The sequence below is a fragment of the Promicromonospora noduliphila genome, from assembly GCF_056951025.1.
The window spans coordinates 5,735,210-5,759,947 of sequence record NZ_CM167806.1 but is presented as its reverse complement, the minus strand read 5'-3'; the positions used below and the strand labels follow the sequence as shown (position 1 = coordinate 5,759,947).

18 protein-coding genes, 3 tRNA genes, 3 rRNA genes and 1 riboswitch are annotated in these 24,738 nt (G+C 69.0%); of the genes, 19 read left to right on the top strand and 5 right to left on the bottom strand.

What is annotated here, in order from left to right; all coding sequences use genetic code 11:
- The first annotated feature begins 33 nt into the window (after positions 1-33).
- The 4 genes from AC0QU1_RS25150 (at position 34) to AC0QU1_RS25135 (ending at position 1,915) form a co-directional block, all read left to right on the top strand.
- On the top strand, positions 34-483 hold the full coding sequence (locus tag AC0QU1_RS25150; protein WP_020017525.1) for a roadblock/LC7 domain-containing protein: 450 nt from the start codon (positions 34-36) through the stop codon (positions 481-483).
- A 10-nt stretch (positions 484-493) separates the two neighbouring features.
- Complete coding sequence (locus AC0QU1_RS25145) at positions 494-904, top strand: DUF742 domain-containing protein (RefSeq protein ID WP_020017526.1); 411 nt, start codon at positions 494-496, stop codon at positions 902-904.
- A 172-nt stretch (positions 905-1,076) separates the two neighbouring features.
- Positions 1,077-1,715: a GTP-binding protein gene (locus AC0QU1_RS25140; protein ID WP_483576594.1), complete on the top strand. Its 639-nt coding sequence runs from the start codon at positions 1,077-1,079 to the stop codon at positions 1,713-1,715.
- Between the two features lie 115 nt (positions 1,716-1,830).
- Positions 1,831-1,915, top strand: a tRNA-Ser gene (locus tag AC0QU1_RS25135).
- A 182-nt stretch (positions 1,916-2,097) separates the two neighbouring features.
- On the opposite strand, the gene AC0QU1_RS25130 is transcribed toward AC0QU1_RS25135, so the two are convergent.
- Positions 2,098-3,813 carry a GMC oxidoreductase gene (locus AC0QU1_RS25130; protein WP_483573345.1) on the bottom strand — a complete coding sequence of 572 codons (1,716 nt, stop codon included), beginning with the start codon at positions 3,811-3,813 and terminating at the stop codon, positions 2,098-2,100.
- A 260-nt stretch (positions 3,814-4,073) separates the two neighbouring features.
- Here AC0QU1_RS25130 and AC0QU1_RS25125 point away from each other — a divergent pair.
- From AC0QU1_RS25125 to AC0QU1_RS25075, 11 genes are all read left to right on the top strand, one after another.
- Positions 4,074-4,165: transfer RNA gene (locus AC0QU1_RS25125), tRNA-Ser, on the top strand.
- Between the two features lie 205 nt (positions 4,166-4,370).
- A tRNA-Arg gene (locus tag AC0QU1_RS25120) sits at positions 4,371-4,443 on the top strand.
- A 300-nt stretch (positions 4,444-4,743) separates the two neighbouring features.
- On the top strand, positions 4,744-5,538 hold the full coding sequence (locus AC0QU1_RS25115; RefSeq protein WP_483573343.1) for an IclR family transcriptional regulator domain-containing protein: 795 nt from the start codon (positions 4,744-4,746) through the stop codon (positions 5,536-5,538).
- A gap of 187 nt (positions 5,539-5,725) precedes the next feature.
- Positions 5,726-7,069, top strand: a complete 1,344-nt coding sequence (locus AC0QU1_RS25110) for a lyase family protein (RefSeq protein WP_483573341.1) — start codon at positions 5,726-5,728, stop codon at positions 7,067-7,069.
- 736 nt (positions 7,070-7,805) lie between these two features.
- Positions 7,806-9,338 (top strand): 16S ribosomal RNA (locus AC0QU1_RS25105).
- A 559-nt stretch (positions 9,339-9,897) separates the two neighbouring features.
- Positions 9,898-13,041: ribosomal RNA gene (locus tag AC0QU1_RS25100) — 23S ribosomal RNA — on the top strand.
- Positions 13,042-13,250: 209 nt separating this feature from the next.
- A 5S ribosomal RNA gene (gene rrf / locus AC0QU1_RS25095) occupies positions 13,251-13,367 on the top strand.
- Together the 16S, 23S and 5S rRNA genes form the textbook arrangement of a ribosomal RNA operon.
- 231 nt (positions 13,368-13,598) lie before the next feature.
- Positions 13,599-14,858 (top strand): AGE family epimerase/isomerase, encoded by a 1,260-nt coding sequence (locus AC0QU1_RS25090; protein ID WP_483573339.1) that lies wholly within the window; start codon positions 13,599-13,601, stop codon positions 14,856-14,858.
- Positions 14,859-14,934: 76 nt separating this feature from the next.
- Positions 14,935-15,393, top strand: coding sequence for an RrF2 family transcriptional regulator (locus AC0QU1_RS25085; RefSeq protein ID WP_483573337.1), 459 nt, complete (start codon positions 14,935-14,937; stop codon positions 15,391-15,393).
- A gap of 161 nt (positions 15,394-15,554) precedes the next feature.
- On the top strand, positions 15,555-16,499 hold the full coding sequence (locus tag AC0QU1_RS25080; RefSeq protein WP_483573335.1) for a sulfite exporter TauE/SafE family protein: 945 nt from the start codon (positions 15,555-15,557) through the stop codon (positions 16,497-16,499).
- Positions 16,496-16,993: a MogA/MoaB family molybdenum cofactor biosynthesis protein gene (locus AC0QU1_RS25075; protein WP_483573333.1), complete on the top strand. Its 498-nt coding sequence runs from the start codon at positions 16,496-16,498 to the stop codon at positions 16,991-16,993. The genes AC0QU1_RS25080 and AC0QU1_RS25075 overlap by 4 nt, the downstream gene beginning before the upstream one ends.
- Before the next feature lie 75 nt (positions 16,994-17,068).
- Here the strand turns inward: AC0QU1_RS25075 and AC0QU1_RS25070 are convergent, their stop codons facing one another.
- From AC0QU1_RS25070 to AC0QU1_RS25060, 3 genes are all read right to left on the bottom strand, one after another.
- The gene (locus tag AC0QU1_RS25070; protein ID WP_483573331.1) at positions 17,069-17,308 is read right to left on the bottom strand and encodes a MoaD/ThiS family protein; all 240 of its coding nucleotides are present in this window, start codon (positions 17,306-17,308) and stop codon (positions 17,069-17,071) included.
- Positions 17,305-17,775 (bottom strand): cyclic pyranopterin monophosphate synthase MoaC, encoded by a 471-nt coding sequence (moaC, locus tag AC0QU1_RS25065; RefSeq protein WP_483573329.1) that lies wholly within the window; start codon positions 17,773-17,775, stop codon positions 17,305-17,307. Before moaC ends, AC0QU1_RS25070 begins: the two co-directional genes overlap by 4 nt.
- A 155-nt stretch (positions 17,776-17,930) precedes the next feature.
- Positions 17,931-18,209, bottom strand: a complete 279-nt coding sequence (locus tag AC0QU1_RS25060; protein ID WP_483573327.1) for a DUF4235 domain-containing protein — start codon at positions 18,207-18,209, stop codon at positions 17,931-17,933.
- Positions 18,210-18,246: 37 nt separating this feature from the next.
- A riboswitch (TPP riboswitch) is annotated at positions 18,247-18,352 on the top strand.
- Between AC0QU1_RS25060 and AC0QU1_RS25055 the strand changes: the two genes are divergently transcribed.
- The 4 genes from AC0QU1_RS25055 to AC0QU1_RS25040 all read left to right on the top strand — a co-directional run bounded on the left by AC0QU1_RS25055 (position 18,348) and on the right by AC0QU1_RS25040 (position 24,250).
- Positions 18,348-19,433 (top strand): thiamine ABC transporter substrate-binding protein, encoded by a 1,086-nt coding sequence (locus AC0QU1_RS25055; RefSeq protein WP_483573325.1) that lies wholly within the window; start codon positions 18,348-18,350, stop codon positions 19,431-19,433. Its footprint overlaps the riboswitch before it by 5 nt.
- The gene (locus AC0QU1_RS25050) at positions 19,409-21,109 is read left to right on the top strand and encodes an ABC transporter permease (RefSeq protein WP_483573323.1); all 1,701 of its coding nucleotides are present in this window, start codon (positions 19,409-19,411) and stop codon (positions 21,107-21,109) included. Before AC0QU1_RS25055 ends, AC0QU1_RS25050 begins: the two co-directional genes overlap by 25 nt.
- Positions 21,109-21,843 (top strand): ABC transporter ATP-binding protein, encoded by a 735-nt coding sequence (locus AC0QU1_RS25045; RefSeq protein WP_483573321.1) that lies wholly within the window; start codon positions 21,109-21,111, stop codon positions 21,841-21,843. Before AC0QU1_RS25050 ends, AC0QU1_RS25045 begins: the two co-directional genes overlap by 1 nt.
- 550 nt (positions 21,844-22,393) lie before the next feature.
- A complete protein-coding gene (locus tag AC0QU1_RS25040) occupies positions 22,394-24,250 on the top strand; it encodes a CocE/NonD family hydrolase (RefSeq protein WP_483573319.1) in 1,857 nt (618 codons plus the stop codon).
- A 52-nt stretch (positions 24,251-24,302) separates the two neighbouring features.
- Here AC0QU1_RS25040 and AC0QU1_RS25035 read toward each other — a convergent pair whose 3' ends face one another.
- The gene (locus tag AC0QU1_RS25035; RefSeq protein ID WP_483573317.1) at positions 24,303-24,701 is read right to left on the bottom strand and encodes a winged helix-turn-helix transcriptional regulator; all 399 of its coding nucleotides are present in this window, start codon (positions 24,699-24,701) and stop codon (positions 24,303-24,305) included.
- Positions 24,702-24,738 lie beyond the last annotated feature (37 nt).

The following is a 24,738-nucleotide window of genomic DNA, read 5'->3' as shown; positions in this document are numbered from 1 at the left end:
GCGTCTGTGGATTCTGACTAGGAGGAACAGAGAGTGACCCTCAGCACCGAAGCAACGAATTTCGGGTGGCTGCTCGACAACTTCGTGCGTACCGTTCCCGGCAGCCGGCATACGCTCGTGGTGTCGGCCGACGGCCTGCTCATGGCGATGTCCGATCAGCTCGACCGGACGAGCGGCGACCAGCTCGCGGCGATCGTCTCGGGTATGTCAAGCCTCACGCGTGGAGCGTCCCGGCAGCTCAACGGCGGTAATGTCCGTCAGGCGATCATCGAGATGGACAACGGCTTCCTCTTCCTGATGAACGTCTCGAACGGGTCGGTGCTCGGCGTGGTCGCGGAGGCCACGTGCGACATCGGCCTCATCGGCTACGAGATGGCCCTCCTGGTGTCCCGCACCGAGGCCACGCTCACGCCACAGCTGATCTCGGAGATGCGTGGCAGCCTCCCGGTCGATGGGCAGACCCGAGCCGCCAGCGTGGGATGAGGACTCGACCATGACGTACGCACCTTTCGGTTCCCAGGGGCAGGGGGATGTCCGCGAGACGTCCACCGTGCGCCCCTACGCGGTCACCGGAGGCCGGGTGCGGTCGGAGCTGTCCGACCTGCCGCTCGAGGCCCTGGTGGAGGTTCTGCCCGGGGCGGTCAGCAGTTTCGGGTTGCCTCCCGAGAAGCGCGCGATCCTCCAGCATGCCGCCCACACGTACGTGTCGATCGCCGAGCTCTCGGCCCTTCTGCGGCTGCCCCTGGGTGTCGTCCGGATCCTTGTGGCGGACATGCAGGAGGAAGGGCACGTCACCGTGCACACCTCGACCCCGGTTAACGTCCACACAGGCCACGGCAGCTCGAACTCGGGCCTGTCGCTGAGCGTCTTGGAGAGTGTTCTTAATGGCATTTCCGCCCTCTGACGGCGGGGCCCGTAGCGGTCCCAACTGGGCCCCGGTGTCGGGTAACGCCGGCACTGCGACCGCTTCCTCGAACGCGCCCGCGCGCCAGAGCGTGCTGGGCGGTGGCGGTGGTGCTTCCGCGCCCGCCGCGCAGGTCTCGCGTCCTGCGCAGGCCCAGCCCGCGCCGCCGGTGATGCAGCAGGCGCCGGCCAGCACCGCTGGGGCCAAGACTGCTCCTGGCCCGCAGCCGGCGGCCGAGCGCACCGCGCCGACGGTCGTCAAGATCGTCGTCGCCGGTGGATTCGCGGTGGGCAAGACGACGTTCATCGGCTCGATCTCCGACGTGGAGCCGCTGAACACCGAGGCGGCCATGACCGAGCACTCGGTGGGTGTCGACGACGCCGGTGGTGTCACCGACCGCAAGACCACCACCACGGTGGCCATGGACTTCGGCCGCGTGGAGCTCCCGGGCAACCTGTGGCTGTACCTGTTCGGTACCCCGGGCCAGGACCGCTTCCTCTTCATGTGGGACGACCTGGTGCGCGGCGCGATCGGCGCCGTCGTCCTGGTGGACACCGACCGCCTGGAGCAGTGCTTCCCGGCGATCGACTACTTCGAGTCGCGCAACATCCCGTTCGTCGTCGGCGTGAACTGCTTCGACGGCGTGGCCAAGCACCGGCTCGAGGACGTGCGCGAGGCGCTGCAGATCCCCACGCACGTGCCGATGCTCTACACGGACGCCCGCTCCCGCGCGGCGACCAAGCAGACGCTCATCGCGCTGGTCCAGCTCGCGATGCGCCAGCTTCGGTCCGGTGCCCAGGCGCAGGGCTGAGCCACTCTTCAGCACTCCGCGGACGGCGGGCCACCCTGAGGGCGGCCCGCCGTCGCTGTTCCGTAGCTAGACTGTGTGGCTGCGCCGTCCCCGCCCGCGGGGGCGGACGGCGCGAGGAGGGCTGACAGAGCGGCCTAATGTGACGGTCTTGAAAACCGTTGTGCGGCAACGCACCGGGGGTTCGAATCCCTCGCCCTCCGCTCGTGGCTGATGCCGGCTCGTTGCTGATGCCGGGAAGGGTTACCGGGCCGCGGGGTCGGCCGCAGCCGACCGATCCCGCGGCACGATCTGCAGGAACTCGGCCAGGAAGGACGCGGCCGAGCCGTCGCGCGCCGTCCGCCCGAGGAGGACGGTGCTCGGCGCGGTCGGGAACCGTGCAGTCCTAGCTGATGCCCACGATGGGCAGGCGCAGCGCGGCGGGGGCCGCCTCCGGGACCACCGGTGCGCGGGGCCGCACGGGCTCGACGGGCGCGTAGGCGGACCCGAGGGCCGGCCGCTCGTCCGGCTCGCCGGCGTTGGGCCACAGCGCGCACGCGCGCTCGGCCTGCGCCGTGATGGTGAGCGACGGGTTCACGCCGAGGTTCGCCGTCACGGCCGACCCGTCCATGACGTGCAGACCCTCGTGCCCGAACACGCGCAGGTACGGGTCGACGACGCCGCCTTCGGCGTCCGACCCGATGGCGCAGCCGCCGAGGATGTGCGCGGTCAGCGGGATGTTGAACGGGTCGCCGATCGTGCCGCCCGCTATGCCCTCGACACCGTCGTCGCCCAGCTTGTCGGCCATCCGGCGCACCGCCTCGTGGCCCTCGGGGATCCAGCTCGGGTTCGGGGCGCCGGTGCCCTGCTTCGACGTCATGAACCGGCCGAAGGGCGTGCGCCGGGTCACCGTGGTCAGCGAGTTGTCGTGGGCCTGCATGACCAGGGCGATGACCGTCCGCTCGGACCAGCGCCGCCAGTCGAGCAGCACGGGCAGCCACTTCAGGTTCTTGCCCATCTCGCCGAACCAGCGCACGAACCGGTACGGCCCGCCGTCGACGAGGATGTGCTGCAGGGCCGCCATGACGTTGGAGCCGTGGCCGTAGCGCACGGGTTCGATGTGGGTGTTCTCGTTCGGGTAGAACGACGAGGTGATGGCGACGCCGCGGGAGTAGTCGGTCGAGCCGACCTTGTGCGTCATCGCGCCGAGCAGCGCCTCGGAGTTGGTCCGCGTGAGGTGCCCGAGCCGTTCGGACAGCCGCGGCAGCGTGCCGGCGTCCTTCATGGCGTGCAGCAGCCGCTGCGTGCCGAGCGTTCCGGCGGCGAACACCACGTGCCGTGCGGTGAAGGTCCGCCGGCCGCCCCACCGCTTGCCGGTGCGGTGCGTGCGCACCTCGTAGCCCGGGGAGCCGGCCAGCGGCCGCACGACGTCGGCGGTGGTGAGCGGGTGCACCTCGGCGCCGGCCCGCTCAGCGAGGTAGAGGTAGTTCTTGACCAGGGTGTTCTTGGCGCCGTGCCGGCAGCCCGTCATGCACTCGCCGCACTCGGTGCAGCCCCTGCGCTCCGGCCCCACGCCGCCGAAGTACGGGTCGGCTGCCCGTTCGCCCGGCGACGGCGCCTCGGCGCCGCCCGGGCCGAAGTACACGCCCACGCGGGTGGGGCGGAAGGTGTCGCCGACGCCCATGTCCTCCGCGACGCTGCGGACGACGTCGTCGGCGGGGGACCGGCCGTGGTACCGGACGACGCCGAGCATGCGCTCCGCCTGGTCGTAGTACGGCGCGAGCTCGGACTTCCAGTCGGTGATGTGGGACCAGGCGCTGTCCGCGTAGAACGGGTCGAGGGGGCGGTACAGCGTGTTGGCGTACACGAGCGATCCGCCGCCCACGCCCGCGCCCGTGAGGCACAGGACGTTGCGCAGCAGCCGCACCCGCTGGATCCCGTAGCACCCGAGGGCCGGAGCCCACAGGAACTGCTTGAGGTGCCAGGAGTTCTTGGCGAACTCGTGGTCCTCGAACCTGCGGCCCGCCTCGAGCACGCCCACCCGGTAGCCCTTTTCGGTGAGGCGGAGGGCGGCAACGCTGCCGCCGAAGCCCGACCCGATCACCAAGACGTCGTAGTCCATGGGCGAAAATGTACCGCTTATTGACGTTGAGTGAAATACGCCGCCGACGGCGGTGGGGGACTCGCCGGGCCGTATGCCTGCCGGGGACGGCATGCTCCGAACCAGGCTCGCAACACGCTCGGTCGGACGGCGAGAACGGCGAGCCGACGGCGATCCACGGCGGGCCGAGCGGGCACAGCACGCTCGCTTTGCTCAGCGTGCCGTGCGGCAGGTACCCTGGTCCGCGCGGCATCACCCGGCGTGGGTACAGGCTGTCGCGAGGAGACGTCGCATAGTCAGGTCTAGTGCGCCACCCTGCTAAGGTGGTAACGGGGCAACCCGTTCGAGGGTTCAAATCCCTCCGTCTCCGCCAGGAAGGTCCCGGCCGCGCGTGACGCCCGGGACCTTTTCTGCGAAGGTCTCCGAACGAGTTCGGTACGTGATCGAACCCGCGGAGGCCTGTGACGGAGTTCTCCCTGGCAAGCGCGGATTTGGGTTTGGGCCCGCGCCGAACAGGCGGTAATGTTCTCGTCGGTCGGCCGTGTGAACGGCTGGCCAACGGCAGAACAGTGCGACCAGCGCCCGTAGCTCAACGGATAGAGCATCTGACTACGGATCAGAAGGTTGGGGGTTCGAATCCCTTCGGGCGCACAGTGGCCCCTCATCAGGCGAAGAGCCGGGTGAGGGGCCTTTCCTGTTACGCAGGGTCGGAACTGTTGACCCGCGCTTCCGACGGTCGCTACGTTCACGAGCGGCACACCCGTTCGGAGAACGACCAGGTTGCGGGGCATCGGAGCTCAACGGCGCGCTCCGCCGTCGGACCTGGGGAGGCCCCCGGGCGGGCGTGCCGCCCAGCGACCCACCGCCCGGTCGCGGGTGCGGGCGGGTGCAGGCGGCCGAATACTCGTCCGTGGATGTGCGGCGGACGCATGGACGGCAGGAGGAGCTCGGATGAGCGACACGGTTCAGGATGCCGGTGCCCGGTCGGGTGAGTTCGTGCAGTCCTTGGAGCGCGGGCTGGCGGTGATCCGCGCGTTCGGTTCGGACCGGGCCCGGATGACGCTCAGCGAGGTGGCCCGTGAGGCCGACCTGAGCCGGGCGTCGGCGCGGCGCTTCCTGCTCACCCTCGTGGAGCTCGGGTACGTGGTGACCGACGGGCGGGTGTTCGCCCTGCGCCCCCAGGTCCTCGAGCTCGGGTACGCCTACCTGTCGAGCCTCTCGCTGCCCGAGGTGGCGCAGCCCCACCTCGAGCGGCTCGCGGAGGACGTCGGGGAGTCGTCGTCGGTGGCAGTGCTCGACGGCGCCGACATCGTCTACGTGGCCCGTGTCGCGACACGCCGGATCATGTCGGCGGTCATCCAGGTGGGTACCCGGTTCCCGGCCGCGGTGACGTCGATGGGCCGCGCGATCCTGGCGCACCTGCCTTCCGGCGACCGCGATGCCTTCCTGGACGGCGTCGTCCTGGAACCGCTCACCCCCCGCACGATCGTCGACAGGGAGCTGCTGCGCACCGAGCTGGCCAAGGTGCGCGGCCAGGGCTGGGCGCTCGTCGACCAGGAGCTGGAGGAGGGGCTGCGCTCGATCGCCGCGCCCCTGCGGGACCAAGCCGGCCGGGTGGTAGCAGCGGTGAACGTGTCCGCGCCGGTACGCCGCGGCGCCGTCGAGGAGCTGGTGGCCGACGTCCTGCCGCCCCTGCTGCGTGCCGCGGGCGAGATCGAGGCGGACCTGGCCCGTACGCGGGCCTGAGCCGGACGTCGCCGCTGGTGGGGGTTCTGCCAGCGGCGCGGCCCGCTCGCCGCGCCGCGGCCGACGTCCGGCAGTGCTTGTGTGCTCCGTCGCAGGCCGGAGCCTCGCTACGCTTCGAGTCCTGGCTGCCCGCGGAAGGACAAAACGGTGTTCGTGTACTGCCCCGCTGCTTCGACGGAGGCCGCACATGCCTGACGTCGGCCTGCTCACCCCGGGCGCGCACCTCGCGCCGGGCTCCCCGGCGTCCGTGACCGACGACGTCGCCGTCGTCTGGGGCATGGTCTGGTCCGAGTTCGCCTGGGTGGGAGCCCAGGCAGACCTTGGCCTCGTCCCGGAGACGACGGCGGAGGCCGTCGTGAGCGCGATCGAGCAGCTCTTCGGGGGCGAGGGGAGCCTGGACGACCCGGCGGTCACCGACTCTGAGGATGCGCTGGCCCTGGCGTCCGAGGTGGCGCGCGAGGCGGCCGAGACCGGCGACCCGGTGCTCCCGTTGGTGAGGCGACTGCGGGCAGCCCTGCCCGACGGCGTGGGCCCGGAGGTGGCTGATGCCATTCACACCGGGCTCTCCCGGCGGGACGTCGTCGACACCGCCCTGATGCTCGTGCTGCGCGATGCGACCGCCCTGGTGCGCGCGGACCTCGCCCGAGCCAGAGAGAGCCTGGTCGACCTGGCACGGACCCACCGGTCCACCCCCGTCCTGGCACGCACACACACCATGGCGGCCGTGCCGACGACCTTCGGCGCCCGGGCCGCGACCTGGCTCCAGGCCGTCGCCGAGGCGGACGAGCGGCTCGCCGCCGAGGCCGAGCTGCTCCCTGTCGCGTACGGTGGCCGGGCGGGGACGCTGGACCGCGTGCCCGCGGAGCACCGGTTCGACCTGGTCGAGGCCTGGGCCGACCGTCTCGGCCTGATTGTCACGGCGGCGCCCTGGCATGTCACCCGCCAGCCGGTGGAACGCGCGTCGGCCGCGCTCGCCGGCGTGTGCTCGGCGCTGGGCAAGGTGGCGTCCGACGTGCTCGCCGGTGTCCGGCCCGAGGTGGGCGAGCTCGCCGAACCGCAGGCGGCAGGACGTGGCGCCGTTTCGTCGGTGGGTACCCCGGTGCTGTCCGTCCTGCTGCGCCGTTCGGCGCTCGCCGCCCCGCCGCTGCTGGCACAGGTCGTCACGGCCGCCGGCCTCGCTGCGGACGACGGGGCCGACGGCGCGTGGCACGCCGAGTGGCCGGCGCTGCAGGACCTGACCCGGCACGCGACGGCGTCGGCGCACACGGGGGCCGAGCTGTGCGCGGGTCTGGTGCTCGACACCGAAGCGGCGGCGCGGAACCTCGCACGACAGTCGAGCGCGGACAGAGCGTCGGGCGACGGTACGGGCGCCCGGTCGGCGCCGCCGCTCACGTCGCCGGGAGCGGTCTTCGGGAGGGTCGCGGAGATGGTGTCGGGCAAGCAGGGTGCGGCCGACCGGAACGCGACCTGGGACACGGGCGCCGCGGAGGAGATCGTGGACCGTGTCCTGGACCGCTACGCCGCGAACTGAGGCCGTGGCGAGGCTTCAGGACCGAGCGCTCGCGGCGGATGGCGAAATCTGAACCAAAGATTACGTGGACATGGCCGAGCGGGTGAGTTCTTGGTCCGACGCCGCCCAACCCGGCGTTCCGCGGGGCGGCGGGCGCAGCCCAGCATGACCTCGGACCGGTCCACACTGAGAGCTTCTTGGAAAAACGGCCGGTGAGCAGCGGTTCTGTGTCGGCTGTCACGCCTCCCTGGCTTTGACGGACCCCCTGGCCTGACGTACTGTTCTGGATGTCAGCCCGACGGGCCGACGGACACACCAGCCGGGAACGGCAGGGTGGCCGCGCCGGGGCTGAAACCCATCTCTGATGCGAGCCGGTCTTGGACTGGCTTGTGGGTCACCGGATGCGGGTCACATCACGCAAGTGCGCTTGATCTTCGAGATCAGCGGGTTTGCGGGGCGGATTCCGGTCTGGTAAGTTGAAGAGGTTGCCCCGGGTGGGGTCATCGTCTGGTGGATGGTGGTCCTGGCGGTGTGTGTCGGTTGTTTGAGAACTCAACAGTGTGCTTGATAGTCAATGCCAAATTGTTTGTTGGCTTCTGCGAGCGTGGTCTGCTGGCCCTTGGTGGGGTTGGCGGGTTGTGTTGGTGGGGGTCGTGATTGTTTGGTTTGGACCAGCTAGTTTTTGGTTTGGTCTGGCCGGTATCATTGAATGCTCGTGCCTTTGCCTGTTGTGGGTGGGGTGTGGGTGTTTTTCTCTTTTACGGAGAGTTTGATCCTGGCTCAGGACGAACGCTGGCGGCGTGCTTAACACATGCAAGTCGAACGATGAAGCGGTGCTTGCACCGTGGATTAGTGGCGAACGGGTGAGTAACACGTGAGCAACCTGCCCCCTACTTCGGGATAAGCCTTGGAAACGGGGTCTAATACCGGATATTCAGTATCTGCCGCATGGTGGGTTATTGGAAAGTTTTTCGGTGGGGGATGGGCTCGCGGCCTATCAGCTTGTTGGTGGGGTAATGGCCTACCAAGGCGTCGACGGGTAGCCGGCCTGAGAGGGCGACCGGCCACACTGGGACTGAGACACGGCCCAGACTCCTACGGGAGGCAGCAGTGGGGAATATTGCACAATGGGCGCAAGCCTGATGCAGCGACGCCGCGTGAGGGATGACGGCCTTCGGGTTGTAAACCTCTTTCAGCAGGGAACAAGGCCTCTTTTTGGGGTTGAGGGTACTTGCAGAAGAAGCGCCGGCTAACTACGTGCCAGCAGCCGCGGTAATACGTAGGGCGCAAGCGTTGTCCGGAATTATTGGGCGTAAAGAGCTCGTAGGCGGTCTGTCGCGTCTGGTGTGAAATCTCATGGCTCAACTGTGGGCTTGCATCGGGTACGGGCAGACTGGAGTGCTGTAGGGGAGACTGGAATTCCTGGTGTAGCGGTGGAATGCGCAGATATCAGGAGGAACACCGATGGCGAAGGCAGGTCTCTGGGCAGTTACTGACGCTGAGGAGCGAAAGCATGGGGAGCGAACAGGATTAGATACCCTGGTAGTCCATGCCGTAAACGTTGGGCACTAGGTGTGGGGCCAGTTCCACTGGTTCTGTGCCGTAGCTAACGCATTAAGTGCCCCGCCTGGGGAGTACGGCCGCAAGGCTAAAACTCAAAGGAATTGACGGGGGCCCGCACAAGCGGCGGAGCATGCGGATTAATTCGATGCAACGCGAAGAACCTTACCAAGGCTTGACATGTACGGGAACGCCCCAGAGATGGGGTTCTCTTTGGACACTCGTACACAGGTGGTGCATGGTTGTCGTCAGCTCGTGTCGTGAGATGTTGGGTTAAGTCCCGCAACGAGCGCAACCCTTGTCTCATGTTGCCAGCACGTGATGGTGGGGACTCATGGGAGACTGCCGGGGTCAACTCGGAGGAAGGTGGGGATGACGTCAAATCATCATGCCCCTTATGTCTTGGGCTTCACGCATGCTACAATGGCCGGTACAGAGGGCTGCGATACCGTGAGGTGGAGCGAATCCCAAAAAGCCGGTCTCAGTTCGGATCGGGGTCTGCAACTCGACCCCGTGAAGTCGGAGTCGCTAGTAATCGCAGATCAGCAACGCTGCGGTGAATACGTTCCCGGGCCTTGTACACACCGCCCGTCAAGTCACGAAAGTTGGTAACACCCGAAGCTCACGGCCCAACCCGTTTGGGAGGGAGTGGTCGAAGGTGGGACTGGCGATTGGGACTAAGTCGTAACAAGGTAGCCGTACCGGAAGGTGCGGCTGGATCACCTCCTTTCTAAGGAGCATGTCTCCACTACCGAGCCTTATGGGCTGGTGGTGGCAGAGGCCGCGCCCAGGCCGTGCGTGTCTGGGGTGGTTGCTCATGGGTGGAACATTGACGAAGAGTCACCTTCGGTGGTGACCCACGCTAGTACGCCGGTGCTTGTCACTGGTTGGAACACGGGGGTCGACGCCGGCGGGGCTTGCTGAGCACACTGTTGGGTCCTGAGGCAACCGGCCGCCTCGCGTCCCGCTCTCCCTGGTCTTCGGATCGCATGGTCTTCGGACGGGTGGGTGGGGGTGTGAGTGGTCGAGTGTTTCTGGAGGATACGGGTCACTGGGTCGTACGCAGACCAGCCGGCTGGACCGGTGATTGGTGTGTGCGGGATGCCTGGTGGGTTTGTCCGTTGCTTGAGAACTGTATAGTGGACGCGAGCATCTTTGAATGTTTCCAAGACCGCTCGCCGGTGTGACTGCATCCTGTTTTTGGGTTGTCCTGCTTTTGTGTGGGGTGGCTTGTGGGTGTGGTTGTCGGGTGAGTGTGTTGTCTTGGTTTCTGTGATTGTTTTGTTGTTGTTGAAGTTTTTGAGGGCACAGGGTGGATGCCTTGGCACTAGGAGCCGAAGAAGGACGTTGTAGCCTGCGATAATCCTCGGGGAGTTGGCAGACGAGCTGTGATCCGAGGGTCTCCGAATGGGGGAACCCAGCCGAAGTCATGTTCGGTTACCCGCGCTTGAATGTATAGGGCGTGTGGGGGGAACGCCGGGAAGTGAAACATCTCAGTACCGGCAGGAAGAGATATTCCGTGAGTAGTGGCGAGCGAAAGCGGATGAGGCCAAACCGTGCGCGTGTGATACCTGTCAGGGGTTGCGTGTGCGGGGTTGTGGGACCTTCTTCCAGGATCTGACAGTCCTGGGACCAGTGAGAAAGTCGTGTCATAGTCGAACCGGGTTGAATACCGGACCGTAGTGGGTGGGAGTCCCGTAGACGAAATGGCATGGCCTGGTGGAGGGGATCCCAAGTAGCACGGGGCCCGTGGAATCTCGTGTGAATCTGGCAAGACCACTTGCTAAGCCTAAATACTACCTAGTGACCGATAGCGGACAAGTACCGTGAGGGAAAGGTGAAAAGTACCCCGGGAGGGGAGTGAAATAGTACCTGAAACCGTGTGCCTACAATCCGTCAGAGCCTCGGCCCTTTGGGGTGTGGGGGTGATGGCGTGCCTTTTGAAGAATGAGCCTGCGAGTTAGTGCTCGGTGGCGAGGTTAACCCGTGTGGGGTATCCGTAGCGAAAGCGAGTCCGAACAGGGCGCCTATAGTCGCCGGGTCTAGACCCGAAGCGAAGTGATCTAGCCATGGGCAGGTTGAAGCGCCGGTAAGACGGCGTGGAGGACCGAACCCACCAGGGTTGAAAACCTGGGGGATGACCTGTGGTTAGGGGTGAAAGGCCAATCAAACTTCGTGATAGCTGGTTCTCCCCGAAATGCATTTAGGTGCAGCGTCGCGTGTTTCTTGCCGGAGGTAGAGCTACTGGATGGCTAATGGGCCTCACCAGGTTACTGACGTCAGCCAAACTCCGAATGCCGGTAAGTCGTAAGCGTGGCAGTGAGACTGCGGGGGATAAGCTCCGTGGTCGAGAGGGAAACAGCCCAGATCACCGGCTAAGGCCCCTAAGCGTGTGCTCAGTGGGAAAGGATGTGGAGTTGCACAGACAACCAGGAGGTTGGCTTAGAAGCAGCCACCCTTGAAAGAGTGCGTAATAGCTCACTGGTCAAGTGATTCCGCGCCGACAATGTAGCGGGGCTCAAGCACACCGCCGAAGCCGTGGCACTCACATTGCGTTAGATCGCAAGCCCAGCATGCGCCCTTGTGGTGTGTGTTCAGGTGTGTGGGTGGGTAGGGGAGCGTCGCGTGGCCAGGGAAGCTGCAGGGTGACCTAGTGGTGGAGGCTACGCGAGTGAGAATGCAGGCATGAGTAGCGAATGACGGGTGTGAATCCCGTCCGCCGAATGACCAAGGGTTCCAGGGCCAGGTTCATCCGCCCTGGGTAAGTCGGGACCTAAGGCGAGGCCGACAGGCGTAGTCGATGGACAAGGAGTTGATATTCTCCTACCGGCGAAGTACCGCCCATACCGAGCCCGGTGATACTAACCACCCCAAACCAGCACACTGGTCTTCGGACCGGACCGTTGGGGAGGCGTGGGACCTGATCCGGTAGTAGGTAAGCGTGTTAACAGGGGTGACGCAGGAAGGTAGCCAGGCGTGGCGATGGTTGTCCACGTCCAAGGTCGTAGCCCGACACCTAGGCAAATCCGGGTGTCATACAGGGTGAGAGCTGATAGTGACCGCAGTAGCGGGAATCTGGTGATCCTATGCTGCCTAGAAAAGCCTCGACGCGAGGGACTAGCCGCCCGTACCCTAAACCGACTCAGGTGGTCAGGTAGAGAATACTAAGGCGATCGAGCGAATCGTGGTTAAGGAACTCGGCAAAATGCCCCCGTAACTTCGGGAGAAGGGGGGCCTGAACCGTCCAACCCCTTTTGCGGGTGAAGGCGGGGTGGGCCGCAGAGACCAGGGAGAAGCGACTGTTTACTAAAAACACAGGTCCGTGCGAAGTCGCAAGACGATGTATACGGACTGACGCCTGCCCGGTGCTGGAAGGTTAAGAGGACGAGTCAACCCTTGGGTGAAGCTCAGAATTTAAGCCCCAGTAAACGGCGGTGGTAACTATAACCATCCTAAGGTAGCGAAATTCCTTGTCGGGTAAGTTCCGACCTGCACGAATGGCGTAACGACTTCTCCGCTGTCTCAACCGCGAACTCGGCGAAATTGCACTACGAGTAAAGATGCTCGTTACGCGCAGCAGGACGGAAAGACCCCGGGACCTTTACTATAGCTTGGTATTGGTGTTCGGTGCGGTTTGTGTAGGATAGGTGGGAGACTATGAAGCTCGGGCGCCAGCACGGGTGGAGTCGTTGTTGAAATACCACTCTGATCGCTTCGGATGTCTAACCTCGGACCATGATCTGGTTCAGGGACAGTGCCTGGTGGGTAGTTTAACTGGGGCGGTTGCCTCCTAAAATGTAACGGAGGCGCTCAAAGGTTCCCTCAGCCTGGTTGGCAATCAGGTATCGAGTGCAAGTGCACAAGGGAGCTTGACTGTGAGACCGACAGGTCGAGCAGGGACGAAAGTCGGAACTAGTGATCCGGCCATGGCTTGTGGAAGCGTGGTCGCTCAACGGATAAAAGGTACCCCGGGGATAACAGGCTGATCTTGCCCAAGAGTCCATATCGACGGCATGGTTTGGCACCTCGATGTCGGCTCGTCGCATCCTGGGGCTGGAGTAGGTCCCAAGGGTTGGGCTGTTCGCCCATTAAAGCGGTACGCGAGCTGGGTTTAGAACGTCGTGAGACAGTTCGGTCCCTATCCGCTGCGCGCGCAGGAAACTTGAGAAGGGCTGTCCCTAGTACGAGAGGACCGGGACGGACGAACCTCTGGTGTGCCAGTTGTTCCGCCAGGAGCATGGCTGGTTGGCTACGTTCGGAAGGGATAACCGCTGAAAGCATCTAAGCGGGAAGCCTGCTTCAAGATGAGGTTTCCACACCCCCTCGGGGGTGGGAGGCGCCCAGGAGATGACTGGGTTGATAGGCCGGATGTGGAAGCAAGGACCAACGACTTGTGGAGCTGACCGGTACTAACCTGCCAACAACTTCAACACCCCAACACAGCACTTGAGCACTGAGCACGATGAGTGTTCTTTTAGAACATGACGAGTGTGTGTCGCGTCCACTATGCGGTTCCCGGGCCACGGGCACCAACCCCCACCCCCACACCCCCTCCAAGGGTCACCGGGGGTGCACACCAGCACCAGCACGACCGGTGCCAGGTGCGACTGTGACGGGGGGTTGCCTGGTGGTTTGACAAGGTTACGGTGGTCATAGCGTGGGGGAAACGCCCGGTCCCTTTCCGAACCCGGAAGCTCAGCCCCACAGCGCCGATGGTACTGCCCTGGAGACGGGGTGGGAGAGTAGGACGCCGCCGAACACTATTCCAAGGGGGCCTTCCCCACCCCAGCCGCTGGCTGAGAGGTGGGGGAAGGCTCCCTTGCTTTTGCCCACACACCACGAGAAGCCTCCTGCCCGGCCAACACCAGCCGGAAGGAACACTCCTTGCCGTGGGCGGGGCCTCTTTGGGTCCCGTCCTTCTTGTACCTGCGCACCACACAGCCCCGCCCCCGCTGGACGCCCACGCCCGAGCCACCACTATCGTGGCCACGTGAACGCAGACACGCCCCGCACCGCCGCGGGCTCTACCAGCACCCAACCCGCAAGCACCGCCGACGCCGCATGGCGCCGCGAGCATTTCGTCTCGCTGCTGCGTTTCGCGGAGGCTTCGATCCGCGAGGACGGTGCTGCCTACTGGCTCGACGACGCGGGGCAGCCCGACTACTCCCATCCCGTGGAGACGTGGATCACGGCACGGATGGCGCACACGTTCGCCGTCGGGCACCTGCTGGGGGTGAGTGGGGCCGGGGAGTATGCCGCGCGGGCGATCGCCGGCCTGCACGACGTGCTGGCCGACGCCGAGTTCGGCGGGTGGCTCGCCGCGCGGGGTGAGGGTGACGAGCTCGTCGGTACCAAGGAGGCCTACGCGCACGCCTTCGTGGTGCTGGCCGGCTCCACCGGCAAGGTCGCGGGGATTCCGGGTGCCCCCGAGTTGCTCACCAGCGCGCTCGCCGTGCTCGACGCGCGGTTCTGGGAGCCCGAGCGCAGGCTGCACCTCGACGAGCGGTCGCGCGACTGGTCGTCGACCTCGGACTACCGTGGTGTGAACGCGAACATGCACTCCGTCGAGGCGCTGCTCGCCGCCCACGCGGCGACGGGGGACGGCATGTGGCTGGAGCGGGCGGCCGCCGTCGGCGACCAGGTGGTGCGCTGGGCCGCGGCGAACGACTGGCGGATCCCCGAGCACTTCGACGCGGCGTGGTCCCCCCTGCTCGAGTACAACGCGGACCGGCCGCGCGACCAGTTCAAGCCGTACGGCGCGACGCCGGGGCACGGGCTCGAGTGGGCCCGGCTCCTGCTGCAGCTCGACGCGGAGGCCGGGACGTCGGGCGAGCGGACCGCCGCTGCCGTCTCGCTCTTCGACCGCGCGGTCGCGGACGGCTGGGACGCCGAGCGTGAGGGCGGCTTCGTCTACACCACCGACTGGGCCGGCACGCCGGTCGAACCGCGCCGCTTCCACTGGGTGGCGGCCGAGGGGGCGGCCACCGCGAACGTGCTGGGACGCGTCACCGGTGACGCTCGCTACGCGGAGCTCGAGGGCGAGTGGTGGGAGTGGATCCGCGCACACCTCGTCGACGCGGAGCACGGCTCCTGGTACCACGAGCTCGACACGGAGAACCGCCCGTCGGGCCGCACGTGGGTGGGCAAGCCCGACGTCTACCACGCCGCCCAGGCGGTGATCCTGCCGGAGCTGCCACTGACCGGCTCGTTCGCGGCCTCGGCGCAGCGCGCGGGCCGGATCCTCGCCTGAGGCTGCCTGGCGTCGCCTGACAACGCTGTCGGTCGCGGTGGCGCATCGTGCGCGGGGTACGGGGGAGAATGGACGCATGAGGATCTCCGCACGAGCCGACTACGCCGTCCGGGCAGCCGCCGAGCTGGCGGCTGCCGACCACGACGGACCCGTCCGCGCCGAAGCCCTGGCCCGCGCGCAGGACATCCCGCACCGATTCCTAGAGGGGATCCTGAGCGACCTGCGCCGCGACGGGCTCGTCACGAGCCACCGCGGCGCGGGCGGCGGCTACCGCCTGGCGCGGCCCGCCGAGACGATCACGATCGCCGACGTGGTGCGGGCCGTGGACGGTCCGCTCGTCTTCGTCCGTGGCAACCGGCCGTCCGACCTGGAGTTCCAGGGCCCGGCCGCACCGCTCCTGCACGTGTGGGTCGCCCTGCGGGCCAACGTGCGCGCGGTACTGGAGGCGGTCTCGCTCGCCGACCTGGTCGCGGGAACGCTGCCCGAGGACGTCCGCAGGCTGACGATGGGCGAGTCGGCCTGGGCGAACTCCTGAGGCGCAACGGCTCATGAGCCAGACGAGCTCGTGGGCCGTTTCGCATGCGCACTTATCCGATGTCTGAGATGCTTGTTGTTTCCGACCGGGTTGGATGGTTACCCTGGCACGGGCCCTTGACGTGGCCCCGGCCGTAACCCCGGACCTGGAAGGTCATCACCATGAGAACCCTGATCCTGCTGGCGCTCGTCGGCCTCGGCGCGCAACTGGTGGACGGCAGTCTGGGCATGGCCTACGGCGTCACGTCCACGACCCTGCTGCTCGCGATCGGCACGAACCCCGCCGCGGCGTCCGCCACGGTGCACCTCGCCGAGATCGGCACCACCCTTGCGTCCGGTGCCTCGCACTGGCGCTTCGGCAACGTGGACTGGAAGGTCGTGGCCCGCATCGGCATCCCCGGTGCGATCGGCGCGTTCGCCGGCGCCACGTTCCTGTCGTCGCTCTCGACCGAGGTCGCCGCGCCGGTGATGTCGCTGATCCTGCTCGGTCTCGGCCTCTACGTGCTGCTCCGGTTCACGGTGCAGGGCCTGCCGACCCGCTCGGAGAAGCCGCTCCGCCGTCGCTTCCTGACACCGCTCGGCCTGGTGGCCGGCTTCATGGACGCCACGGGTGGCGGCGGCTGGGGCCCCGTCGGCACGCCCGCGATCCTGGCCAGCGGCCGCATGGAGCCGCGCAAGGTGATCGGCTCGATCGACACCAGCGAGTTCTTCGTGGCGATCGCGGCAAGCGTCGGCTTCTTCGTGGGCCTCAGCGGCGAGGGCATCGACCTCACCTGGGTGCTGGCCCTGCTCATCGGTGGCCTGATCGCCGCGCCGATCGCCGCCTGGCTGGTGCGGCTCGTGCCGGCGCGCGTCCTGGGCTCGCTCGTGGGCGGTGTCATCGTGCTCACCAACACCCGCACGCTGCTCAACAGCGACTGGATCGCCGCCCCCGAGGGTGTGGCCGTTGCGGTGTACGCGGTGATCTGGGTCGGCTGGGCGGCCGCCGTCGTCTGGTCCGTGCTGGCGCACCGCCGGAACAAGGCCGCTGAGGCCGCCGAGGCCAAGGCCGAGGTCGAGGCGGCGCCGAAGCCGCAGGAGCCGGAGGCCGATAGCGTGTCGGCATGACGTCCGACCGGGTAGCCGTGATCACCGTCTCCGACCGCTGCGCACGTGGCGAGGCCGAGGACCGGTCCGGTCCGACGGCGGTGTGGCTCCTGCAGCAGGCCGGCCTCACGGAGGTGGTCACGCACCTGGTGCCCGACGGCGTCGGGCCCGTTCGTGACGTGCTGCGCACCGCGCTGGACGACGGCGCGCGGCTGGTCCTCACCACGGGCGGCACGGGGATCACGCCGCGCGACCTCACGCCGGAGGGTACGCGCGAGGTGCTCGACTACGAGGTCCCCGGGGTCGCCGAGGCCGTCCGGCAGCGGGGCATTGCCGCCGGGGTGCCCACCGCGGCGATGTCCAGGGGGCTGGCCGGCGTGGCCAGCGCCGCCGACGGCACGCGCGCGTTCGTCGTGAACCTGCCCGGGTCGTCCGGCGGTGTACGGGACGGGATCGAGGTGGTGCTGACGCTCTGGCCGCACGTGCGGTCACAGCTCGACGGCGGGGACCACTGACTTCTTCGGCGTGGTCGCGGCCGCTGCGGCGACATGGGTTGTGGGCGCGAGAACTACGCCCACAACCAGGGAAAGCTAGCCGCCCGCGAACGGCGGGAGCACGTCGACCGTGACCCCGTCGGGCACTGCCGCCTCGTCCGACGTCGCCCGGGCGCCCGCGACCAGCAGCGCGCACTTCGGCAGCACGGCGCCCAGGGCCGGGTGGGCCGCGGTGAGGGTGCTGCGGAGGCCCGCGACCGACGTCGGGCCGCTGAGCTGTTCTGTGGCGCGCCCGGCGGCCTCCCGCGCGCCCGCGAAGTAGCGGACCGTGATCATTCCGCGCGCACCCAGTCGCCCGACTTGCCGCCGGTCTTGCGCTCCAGCCGCACGTCGGCGAGCGAGACGGACTTGTCCAGGCCCTTGACCATGTCGACGACGGCGAGGCCCGCGACGGCCACCGCCGTGAGGGCCTCCATCTCGACGCCCGTGCGGTCGGCGGTGCGGACGGTCGCGGTGACGGCGACGCCGTCGTCGGTCACCTCGAGGTCCACCGCCGCGCCGTGCACGCCGATCACGTGGGCCAGCGGCAGGAGCTCCGGCGTCTTCTTGGCCGCGGCGATACCCGCGATGCGCGCCACCGCAAGCACGTCGCCCTTGGGCACCGCGCCGTCGCGCAGCGCCTGCACGACGGCGGAGGAGCAGCGGACCGTGCCCGACGCCGTCGCGGAGCGGACGGTCGGCTGCTTGGCGGTGACGTCGACCATGCGGGCCTGGCCGCGGTCGTCGAGGTGCGTGAAGCTCACGGGCCTCAGCCTATGCGCTCGTGGTCAGGGGGCCGTCGTCGCGCTGCGATGGTGGGACCACGGCCTGCGAGATCTCGCGGCGGCCGTCGGCCGCGATCCCGGCAGCCGGGATCCCGGCAGCCCCGGTCCCGGCGACGCTGCCGGGCGGACGGGCCTCAGCGGGCGACGCGCCCCGAGAACCGCATGGCCGCCTTGTGCGCGCCCTTGGCGGCCAGCCGCTTGGCGAAGACGGCGGTGCCCGCGGCGACCGCCGCGAACACGGTCGCCTGCACCAGGTCGAGCTCCGGGTCGTCCGCCTTGCTCGGGGCGTCCTTGCCGGTGACGCCCTTCCAGATCATGCTGACCGCCTTCTGCGCGACCCAGCCGGCCGCGAGCGTCAGGGCAAGAGTGCCGACCTTCTCGGCGAGTGTCTGTTCCGTCTCAGTCTGGGCCACCTCCACACCGTAGCCCCCGACGGCCGACTAGGCTGCATGGAAACGACAGGGGAGCGCCCCGACGGCGCTGAGAGTGCGGAGAACCGCAGACCCTTGAACCTGATCCGGGTCACACCGGCGGAGGAAGTCGGAGGCACGATGTTGCGTCTTTGTGGTACCCACCGCGGCACCGTTCATGCGGGAGCCGTCACCGGAGCGCTCTCGGCGGCGCTGCTGCTCACCGGGTGTTCCGCCGGGCCGGACGGCGGTGCCGGGACCGGCGGGGACGACCCGTCGGCGTCGGGCACGGTGACGCTGGTGACCCATGACTCCTGGGCGCTCGACGAGAAGCTGGTCGACCGCTTCGAGGAGCGGTCCGGCCTGACCGTCGAGGTCAGTGCGGCGGGTGACGCCGGGGCCCTGGTCAACCAGCTCGTGCTGACCAAGGACGCCCCGCTCGGGGACGCCGTGTTCGGCATCGACAACACGTTCGCCTCGCGCGCGCTCGACGCCGGGGTGGTCGAGGAGTACACGCCCGAGAACCTCCCCGAGGGCGCCGAGCAGGTCGGCGGGGCGCTGACCCCGGTCGACCAGGGCGACGTCTGCGTCAACGCGGACGAGGCGTGGTTCGACCAGGCCGGCCTCGAGGTGCCGACGACGCTGGAGGACCTGGCCGACCCGCGGTACCGGGACCTGCTCGTGGTGACCAACCCGGCGACGTCGTCCCCGGGGCTCGCGTTCCTGCTGGCGACGATCGGGGCGTTCGGCGAGGACGGGTTCGAGGACTACTGGGCCTCGCTCGTGGACAACGGCGTCAAGGTGGCCGACTCCTGGGAGGACGCGTACTACGTGGACTTCTCGGGCGCCGGGGAGGGCGGCGAGCGGCCGCTCGCGCTGTCGTACGCGACGTCGCCCGCGTTCACGGTGAGCGAGGACGGCTCGGAGTCCACCACGAGCGCCCTGCTGGAGACCTGCTTCCGGCAGGTCGAGTACGCGGGCGTCCTGGCCGGGACGGATAACCCCGAGGGCGCCAAGGAGCTGGTGGACTTCCTGCTCACCCAGGACGTCCAGGCCGCGCTGCCGGAGTCGATGTACATGTACCCGGCCGACTCCTCTGTGCCGCTGCCCGGGGACTGGCAGAAGTTCGCGCCCCAGGCCGAGGCGCCGTTCGAGGTGGACCCGGCCGACGTGAGCGAGCACCGGGACGAGTGGATCGAGCGGTGGACCGCAACGGTGGTCGGCTGAGGGGCGGGCTGCGGCCGGCGCCGCTGCTCTGGGGGGCGGCGGTCGCCGTCCCCCTCGCCTTCCTCACCGTTTTCTTCGCGTGGCCGGTGGCCGCGCTCGTGGTCCGCGGCTTCGTGCCTGACGGCGTGCTCGACCTCACCGGGTTCACCGAGGTGCTGTCCCGGCCGCGCACGTGGCGGCTCGTCGGGCTCACCCTGACCCAGGCGGCCCTGGGCACGGCCTTCTCGGTGCTGCTCGGCCTGCCGCTCGCGCACCTGCTGTACCGGCGGTCGTTCCCGGGGCGCGGCCTGGTGCGCGGGCTCGTGACGGTGCCGTTCGTGCTGCCCGCCGTGGTGGTGGGCGTCGCGTTCCGTGCGCTGTTCGCGCCGGGCGGCACCCTCGGGTTCCTGGGGCTGGAGGAGTCGCTGGCCGGGATCGTCGTCGCGCTGGTGTTCTTCAACGTGGCGGTGGTGGTGCGGACCGTCGGCGGGCTGTGGGAGCGGCTCGACCCGCGGGCCGAGGAGGCCGCCGCATCGCTCGGTGCCGGCCCCGCGCGGGTCTTTCGGACCGTGACGCTGCCGTCCCTCGCGCCCGCCGTCGTGTCGGCCGCCTCGGTCGTGTTCCTGTTCTGCGCCACCGCGTTCGGGGTGGTGCTCGTGCTCGGCGGCGTGCGGTACGGGACCATCGAGACCGAGATCTGGACCCGCACCACGCAGTTCCTGGACCTGCGGTCCGCGTCGGTGCTGTCGATCCTGCAGCTCGTGGTCATCACCGGTGCCCTGATCCTGTCCGCGCGGGCCCGACGGCGGCGCGAGGCCGCGCTGCACCTCGTCTCGTCGGGTCGCGCGGCGCGGGCGCTGTCCTGGCGCTCGCCGGGCGACGTGGCGACGGCGCTGGTCGGTGCGGCGATCGTCGGCGGGGTCATCGTGCTCCCGCTGGCCGGGCTGGTCGCCCGGTCGTTCCGGGAGCCGGACGGGTCCTGGGGGCCGGGGAACTACGTGGCGCTCGGGACCACCGGCGAGCGGAACGCGCTGGTCGTGACGGTGTGGGAGGCAACGGCGACGTCGCTGCGGATCGCGCTGGCCGCCACCGTGATCTCGCTGGTCGTCGGCGGGCTCGTGGCCCTGGTGGTGTCCCGCCGGCCCCGGTCGGCGGGCGCGCGCCGGGCCGTCGGCACGCTCGACGGGCTGTTCATGCTCCCGCTCGGCGTGTCGGCGGTGACGGTCGGCTTCGGGTTCCTCATCACCATGGACCAGCCGGTCCTCGGCCTCGACCTGCGGACCTCCGGGCTGCTCGTCCCGGTGGCGCAGGCGGTCGTCGCCGTGCCGCTCGTGGTGCGGACCGTGCTGCCGGTGCTCCGGGCGATCGACCCGCGCCTTCGGGAGGTCGCCGCGGTGCTCGGCTCCGGCCCCGGCCGGGTGCTGCGGACCGTCGACCTGCCGATCGCCCTGCGGTCGGTCGGGCTGGCCACCGGGTTCGCCTTCGCGGTCTCGCTCGGCGAGTTCGGCGCGACGTCGTTCCTCGCGCGGCCCGACGGCGCCACCCTGCCCGTCGTGATCTACCGCCTCGTCGGGCGGCCCGGGGCGGAGAACTACGGGATGGCGCTCGCGGCGTCGGTGCTGCTCGCCGCGCTGACCGCGACGGTGATGATGGTCGCGGAGCGGCTGCGCGACGAGCGCGCGGGAGGGGAGTTCTGATGGCTGGGCTGGAGGTCCGGGACATCTCGGTGCGGTACGGGGCCACGGCCCGCAGTGCGGCAGGGGTGACGGCGGTGGACGCCGTGTCGCTGGCCGTCGCCCCCGGCGAGGTGCTCGCGCTCCTCGGCCCGAGCGGCTGCGGCAAGTCGTCGCTCCTGCGGGCCGTGGCCGGGCTGGAGCCCCTGGCCGGCGGCCGGGTGCTGTACGACGGCGAGGACCTCGCCGGGCTGCCGGTGCACAGGCGCCGGTTCGGCCTGATGTTCCAGGACGGCCAGCTCTTCCCGCACCGGGACGTGCGGCGGAACGTCGCCTACGGGCTGGAGGTCCAGGAGCTGTCCCGGGCGGAGCGCGACGCGCGGGTGACCGACCTGCTCGACCTGGTGGGGCTCGCCGGGTACGAGCGGCGGGCCGTGCCGACGCTGTCCGGCGGTGAGCAGCAGCGCGTGGCCCTCGCACGGGCCCTGGCCCCGCGGCCCCGGCTGCTCCTGCTGGACGAGCCGCTGTCCGCGCTCGACCGGCAGCTCAGGGAGCGGCTCGCGGGCGACGTGCGGGCCGCGCTGGTCGAGACCGGCACCACCGCCGTGTTCGTGACGCACGACCACGCCGAGGCGGCCGCCGTCGCGGACCGGATCGGCGTCATGGACCGGGGCCGGCTGCTTCAGGTAGCTGCGCCGGACGAGCTGCGGGCGGCCCCGGCGTCGGACCGCGTGGCGGAGTTCCTGGGCCTGCGCTGAGTTCGGTTGGTTGCTGCTGTGCGCGGCCCGGGTTCGGTCCGTTGCTACTTCGCGCCGCCGGAGATCGGTCGGTTGCCTCGAGATCGGTCCATCGATGGGCCGATCTCGAGGCAACCGACCGATCTCGCGCTCAGTGTTGAGGCAACCGACCGATCTCACGCTCGGCGCTGAGGCAAGGGACCGATCTCGGCCTCGGCCCGCCCGACGCGAACCTGCCCGACGCGTAGGTGCGCTTCTACCCAGTGATCTGGCCCCAAACTCCCGGGAGTTATGGGCCAGATCACTGGGTAGGGGGCGGGCCGCGTTCCGGCAGCGTGTTACGTGGTCGTCAACTCTCACCCAAATCCGGGCATTGCTGATGAATGTTCTCTAACCTCGGGTGAACCAGGCATATCGGACCTGGATTTCCCCCAGGGAGGACGCTTCGATGAGTCTCCGGACAAGAGTCAGCAGAACGGCGCCCGCGGTCGCCGCAGCAGCAACGCTCATGCTGGCCGCTAGCGGCGCACCTGCCGCAGTGGCCGGACCCGCCCCGGTCGCTGAACTCGCCGTGAGCGCCGAACCCGCCGCGGTCGCCGGGCCCGCTGCGGTCGCCGGACCCGCCGTGAGCGCCGAGCCCGCCGTGAGCGCTGGACCCGCCGCGGTCGCCGAACCCGCCGGACCCGCCGTGAGCGCCCGACCCGGCGCGGCCGCGGCCGCGGCCAGTCCGACGACGGTCACCCCCGGCAACCCGGTTACCCACGACGAGAACGAGCGCGTGCCCGAGGGTGCTGCGTGGACCGAGGCGTACTTCCCGTCGTCGGGCGGCGTGGAGCTGCACGCCGACATCCTGCGGCCCGCCCACCTCGCCTCCGACGTGCGGACGCCGGTGATCCTGTCGGTCGGGCCGTACTTCGCGCACGCCGGCCAGACCGGGCCCGAGGGTTGGGACGTCGTGGGCCCGTCCGCGCGGTTCCGGGACTTCGTCGACGGCGCCGACCTGATGGCGAACGAGTACACGTTCGTCATGGTCGACATCCGGGGCTTCGGCGGGAGCACCGGCTGCCTCGACTGGGTGGGGCCGGGCGAGCAGGCCGACATCGGCGCGGCGATCGAGTGGTCGGCGAGCCAGGAGTGGTCAACGGGCGACGTCGGCATGTACGGCAAGTCGTACGACGCCGTCACCGGCCTGGCGGGCAACAACCTGGGCCTGGAGCCGCTCAAGGCGGTGGTCGCCCAGGAGCCCCTGTGGAACATGTACAACTACCTGTGGAGCAACGAGGTCGCGCGGCCCAACGTGACCGGCACGCCCAACGCGTACAACAGCATCGCCACGATGGCGCCCATGGACGGTGACGACGCGCACTACGCGGCGAACGCCCGCTACGAGGACCAGCACCCGGAGTGCCTGTCGGACAACCTGGCGGACGGCAACAACCCGGACCTCGAGTCGGAGTACTGGGACGCCCGCAACCTGGCCGACGACGCCATCGGTACCGACACGCCGCTGTTCGTGACCCAGGGCTTCATCGAGCCCAACACCAAGCCCGAGGACATGCAGGTCTTCCTCGACAACCACACGGGCGTCGAGCGTGGCTGGCTCGGCCCGTGGGACCACGTGCGCGGCAACGACGTCGTCTCCGACGGCCGCCTCGCCATGGGGCGCGAGGGCTTCTTCGACGAGGTGATGCGGTTCTACGACGAGTTCCTCAAGGGCGTCGAGCCCGGCGTCGACGACCCGGCGTACGCGATCCAGGACAGCACCGGCGCCTGGCGCGCGCAGGACACGTGGCCGGAGGCCGACGGCTCGACGGCGGCCAGGCTCCGTGACGGCACCTACGTGGACGACGGCGGTGCGTCCTCCCTCGCGGCGACCGGGCCGACCAGGGCGCAGGTCGACGGCTGGGACATGGAACACGCCCCGACGATCGCCCCGCGGATCGCGACGCGGTCGTTCGCGGCCGGCGCGGCGCCGTCGTCGTACTTCACGTACTCCAGGCCCGTGGCCTCGGACGTGCGGATCACGGGGACGCCGTCGGTCACGCTCAGGGCGAGTGCCGCCGGAGAGGTGATGGTGCGGCTGTGGGACGTCGCGCCGGACGGCACGGCGACCATGTTCGACGAGAACGTGGCGCGCATCGAGCGGCGCGGGCGCGTGGCGTTCGACCTGAAGTCGGCCGACTGGACCCTCGCGGAGGGCCATCAGCTCGGCGTGCAGGTCGGGACGATCGAGTCGGGCGGCTGGCTGGCCGAGCCATCCGGCAGGCCGATCTCCGTGACGGGCGCCCGGCTCTCGCTCGACCTGCAGGACCCGGCCGGCGACGTCGCCACGCAGGGTGAGCCCGCGCCGTACCTGGCGCGCTACCTCGCCAGGAACACGACCACGCTCACCGGCGTGGGGAGGGGGAGCTTCGAGCTCGAGCTCTGACGCTCGGGCACCTCGGCGGGCTCGACCGACGGTGGTCGAGCCCGCCGAGGTGCTACGACTCCAGCCCTTCGACGACGTCCGGGTGCCGCTGTCCCCACGCCGCCAGGGGCTGCAGCGCGGCCACGAGCTCGGCGCCTGCCGCGGTGGGCGTGTACAGGATCTGCACCGGCATGGTCGGAACGACCTCGCGCGTGATGAACCCCTGCTGCTCCAGCTCGCGCAGCCGCTGCGTCAGCACCCGGTCGGAGATGCCGCGCACGTAGCGGCGGTACTCGACGAACCGCCGTGCGCCTGCGACGCCGGCGTAGAGGATCGCGCCGGACCAGCGTCGGCCGGCGCGCTCCAGCGTGCGCTGGAAGAGCCCGCACTCATCCTCGGACGGCGTGCTGTGGTTCCGCGGGGCGCCGGGTGCGGCCCCGCGGCCGAGGGCTGCTGTCGTCTCGGAAGTCACTTACCTAGTGTGAGTCGCTAACCCGGCCCTTGGCAAG

Bases quoted from the DNA above. Each gene is read 5' to 3' on its own strand.
- AC0QU1_RS25145 (WP_020017526.1), top strand. From the start codon at position 494: ATGACGTACGCACCTTTCGGTTCCCAGGGGCAGGGGGATGTCCGCGAG.
- AC0QU1_RS25140 (WP_483576594.1), top strand. From the start codon at position 1,077: ATGCAGCAGGCGCCGGCCAGCACCGCTGGGGCCAAGACTGCTCCTGGC.
- AC0QU1_RS25130 (WP_483573345.1), bottom strand. From the start codon at position 3,813: ATGGACTACGACGTCTTGGTGATCGGGTCGGGCTTCGGCGGCAGCGTT.
- AC0QU1_RS25115 (WP_483573343.1), top strand. From the start codon at position 4,744: ATGAGCGACACGGTTCAGGATGCCGGTGCCCGGTCGGGTGAGTTCGTG.
- AC0QU1_RS25110 (WP_483573341.1), top strand. From the start codon at position 5,726: ATGCCTGACGTCGGCCTGCTCACCCCGGGCGCGCACCTCGCGCCGGGC.
- AC0QU1_RS25085 (WP_483573337.1), top strand. From the start codon at position 14,935: ATGAGGATCTCCGCACGAGCCGACTACGCCGTCCGGGCAGCCGCCGAG.
- AC0QU1_RS25080 (WP_483573335.1), top strand. From the start codon at position 15,555: ATGAGAACCCTGATCCTGCTGGCGCTCGTCGGCCTCGGCGCGCAACTG.
- AC0QU1_RS25075 (WP_483573333.1), top strand. From the start codon at position 16,496: ATGACGTCCGACCGGGTAGCCGTGATCACCGTCTCCGACCGCTGCGCA.
- AC0QU1_RS25070 (WP_483573331.1), bottom strand. From the start codon at position 17,308: ATGATCACGGTCCGCTACTTCGCGGGCGCGCGGGAGGCCGCCGGGCGC.
- AC0QU1_RS25055 (WP_483573325.1), top strand. From the start codon at position 18,348: ATGTTGCGTCTTTGTGGTACCCACCGCGGCACCGTTCATGCGGGAGCC.
- AC0QU1_RS25045 (WP_483573321.1), top strand. From the start codon at position 21,109: ATGGCTGGGCTGGAGGTCCGGGACATCTCGGTGCGGTACGGGGCCACG.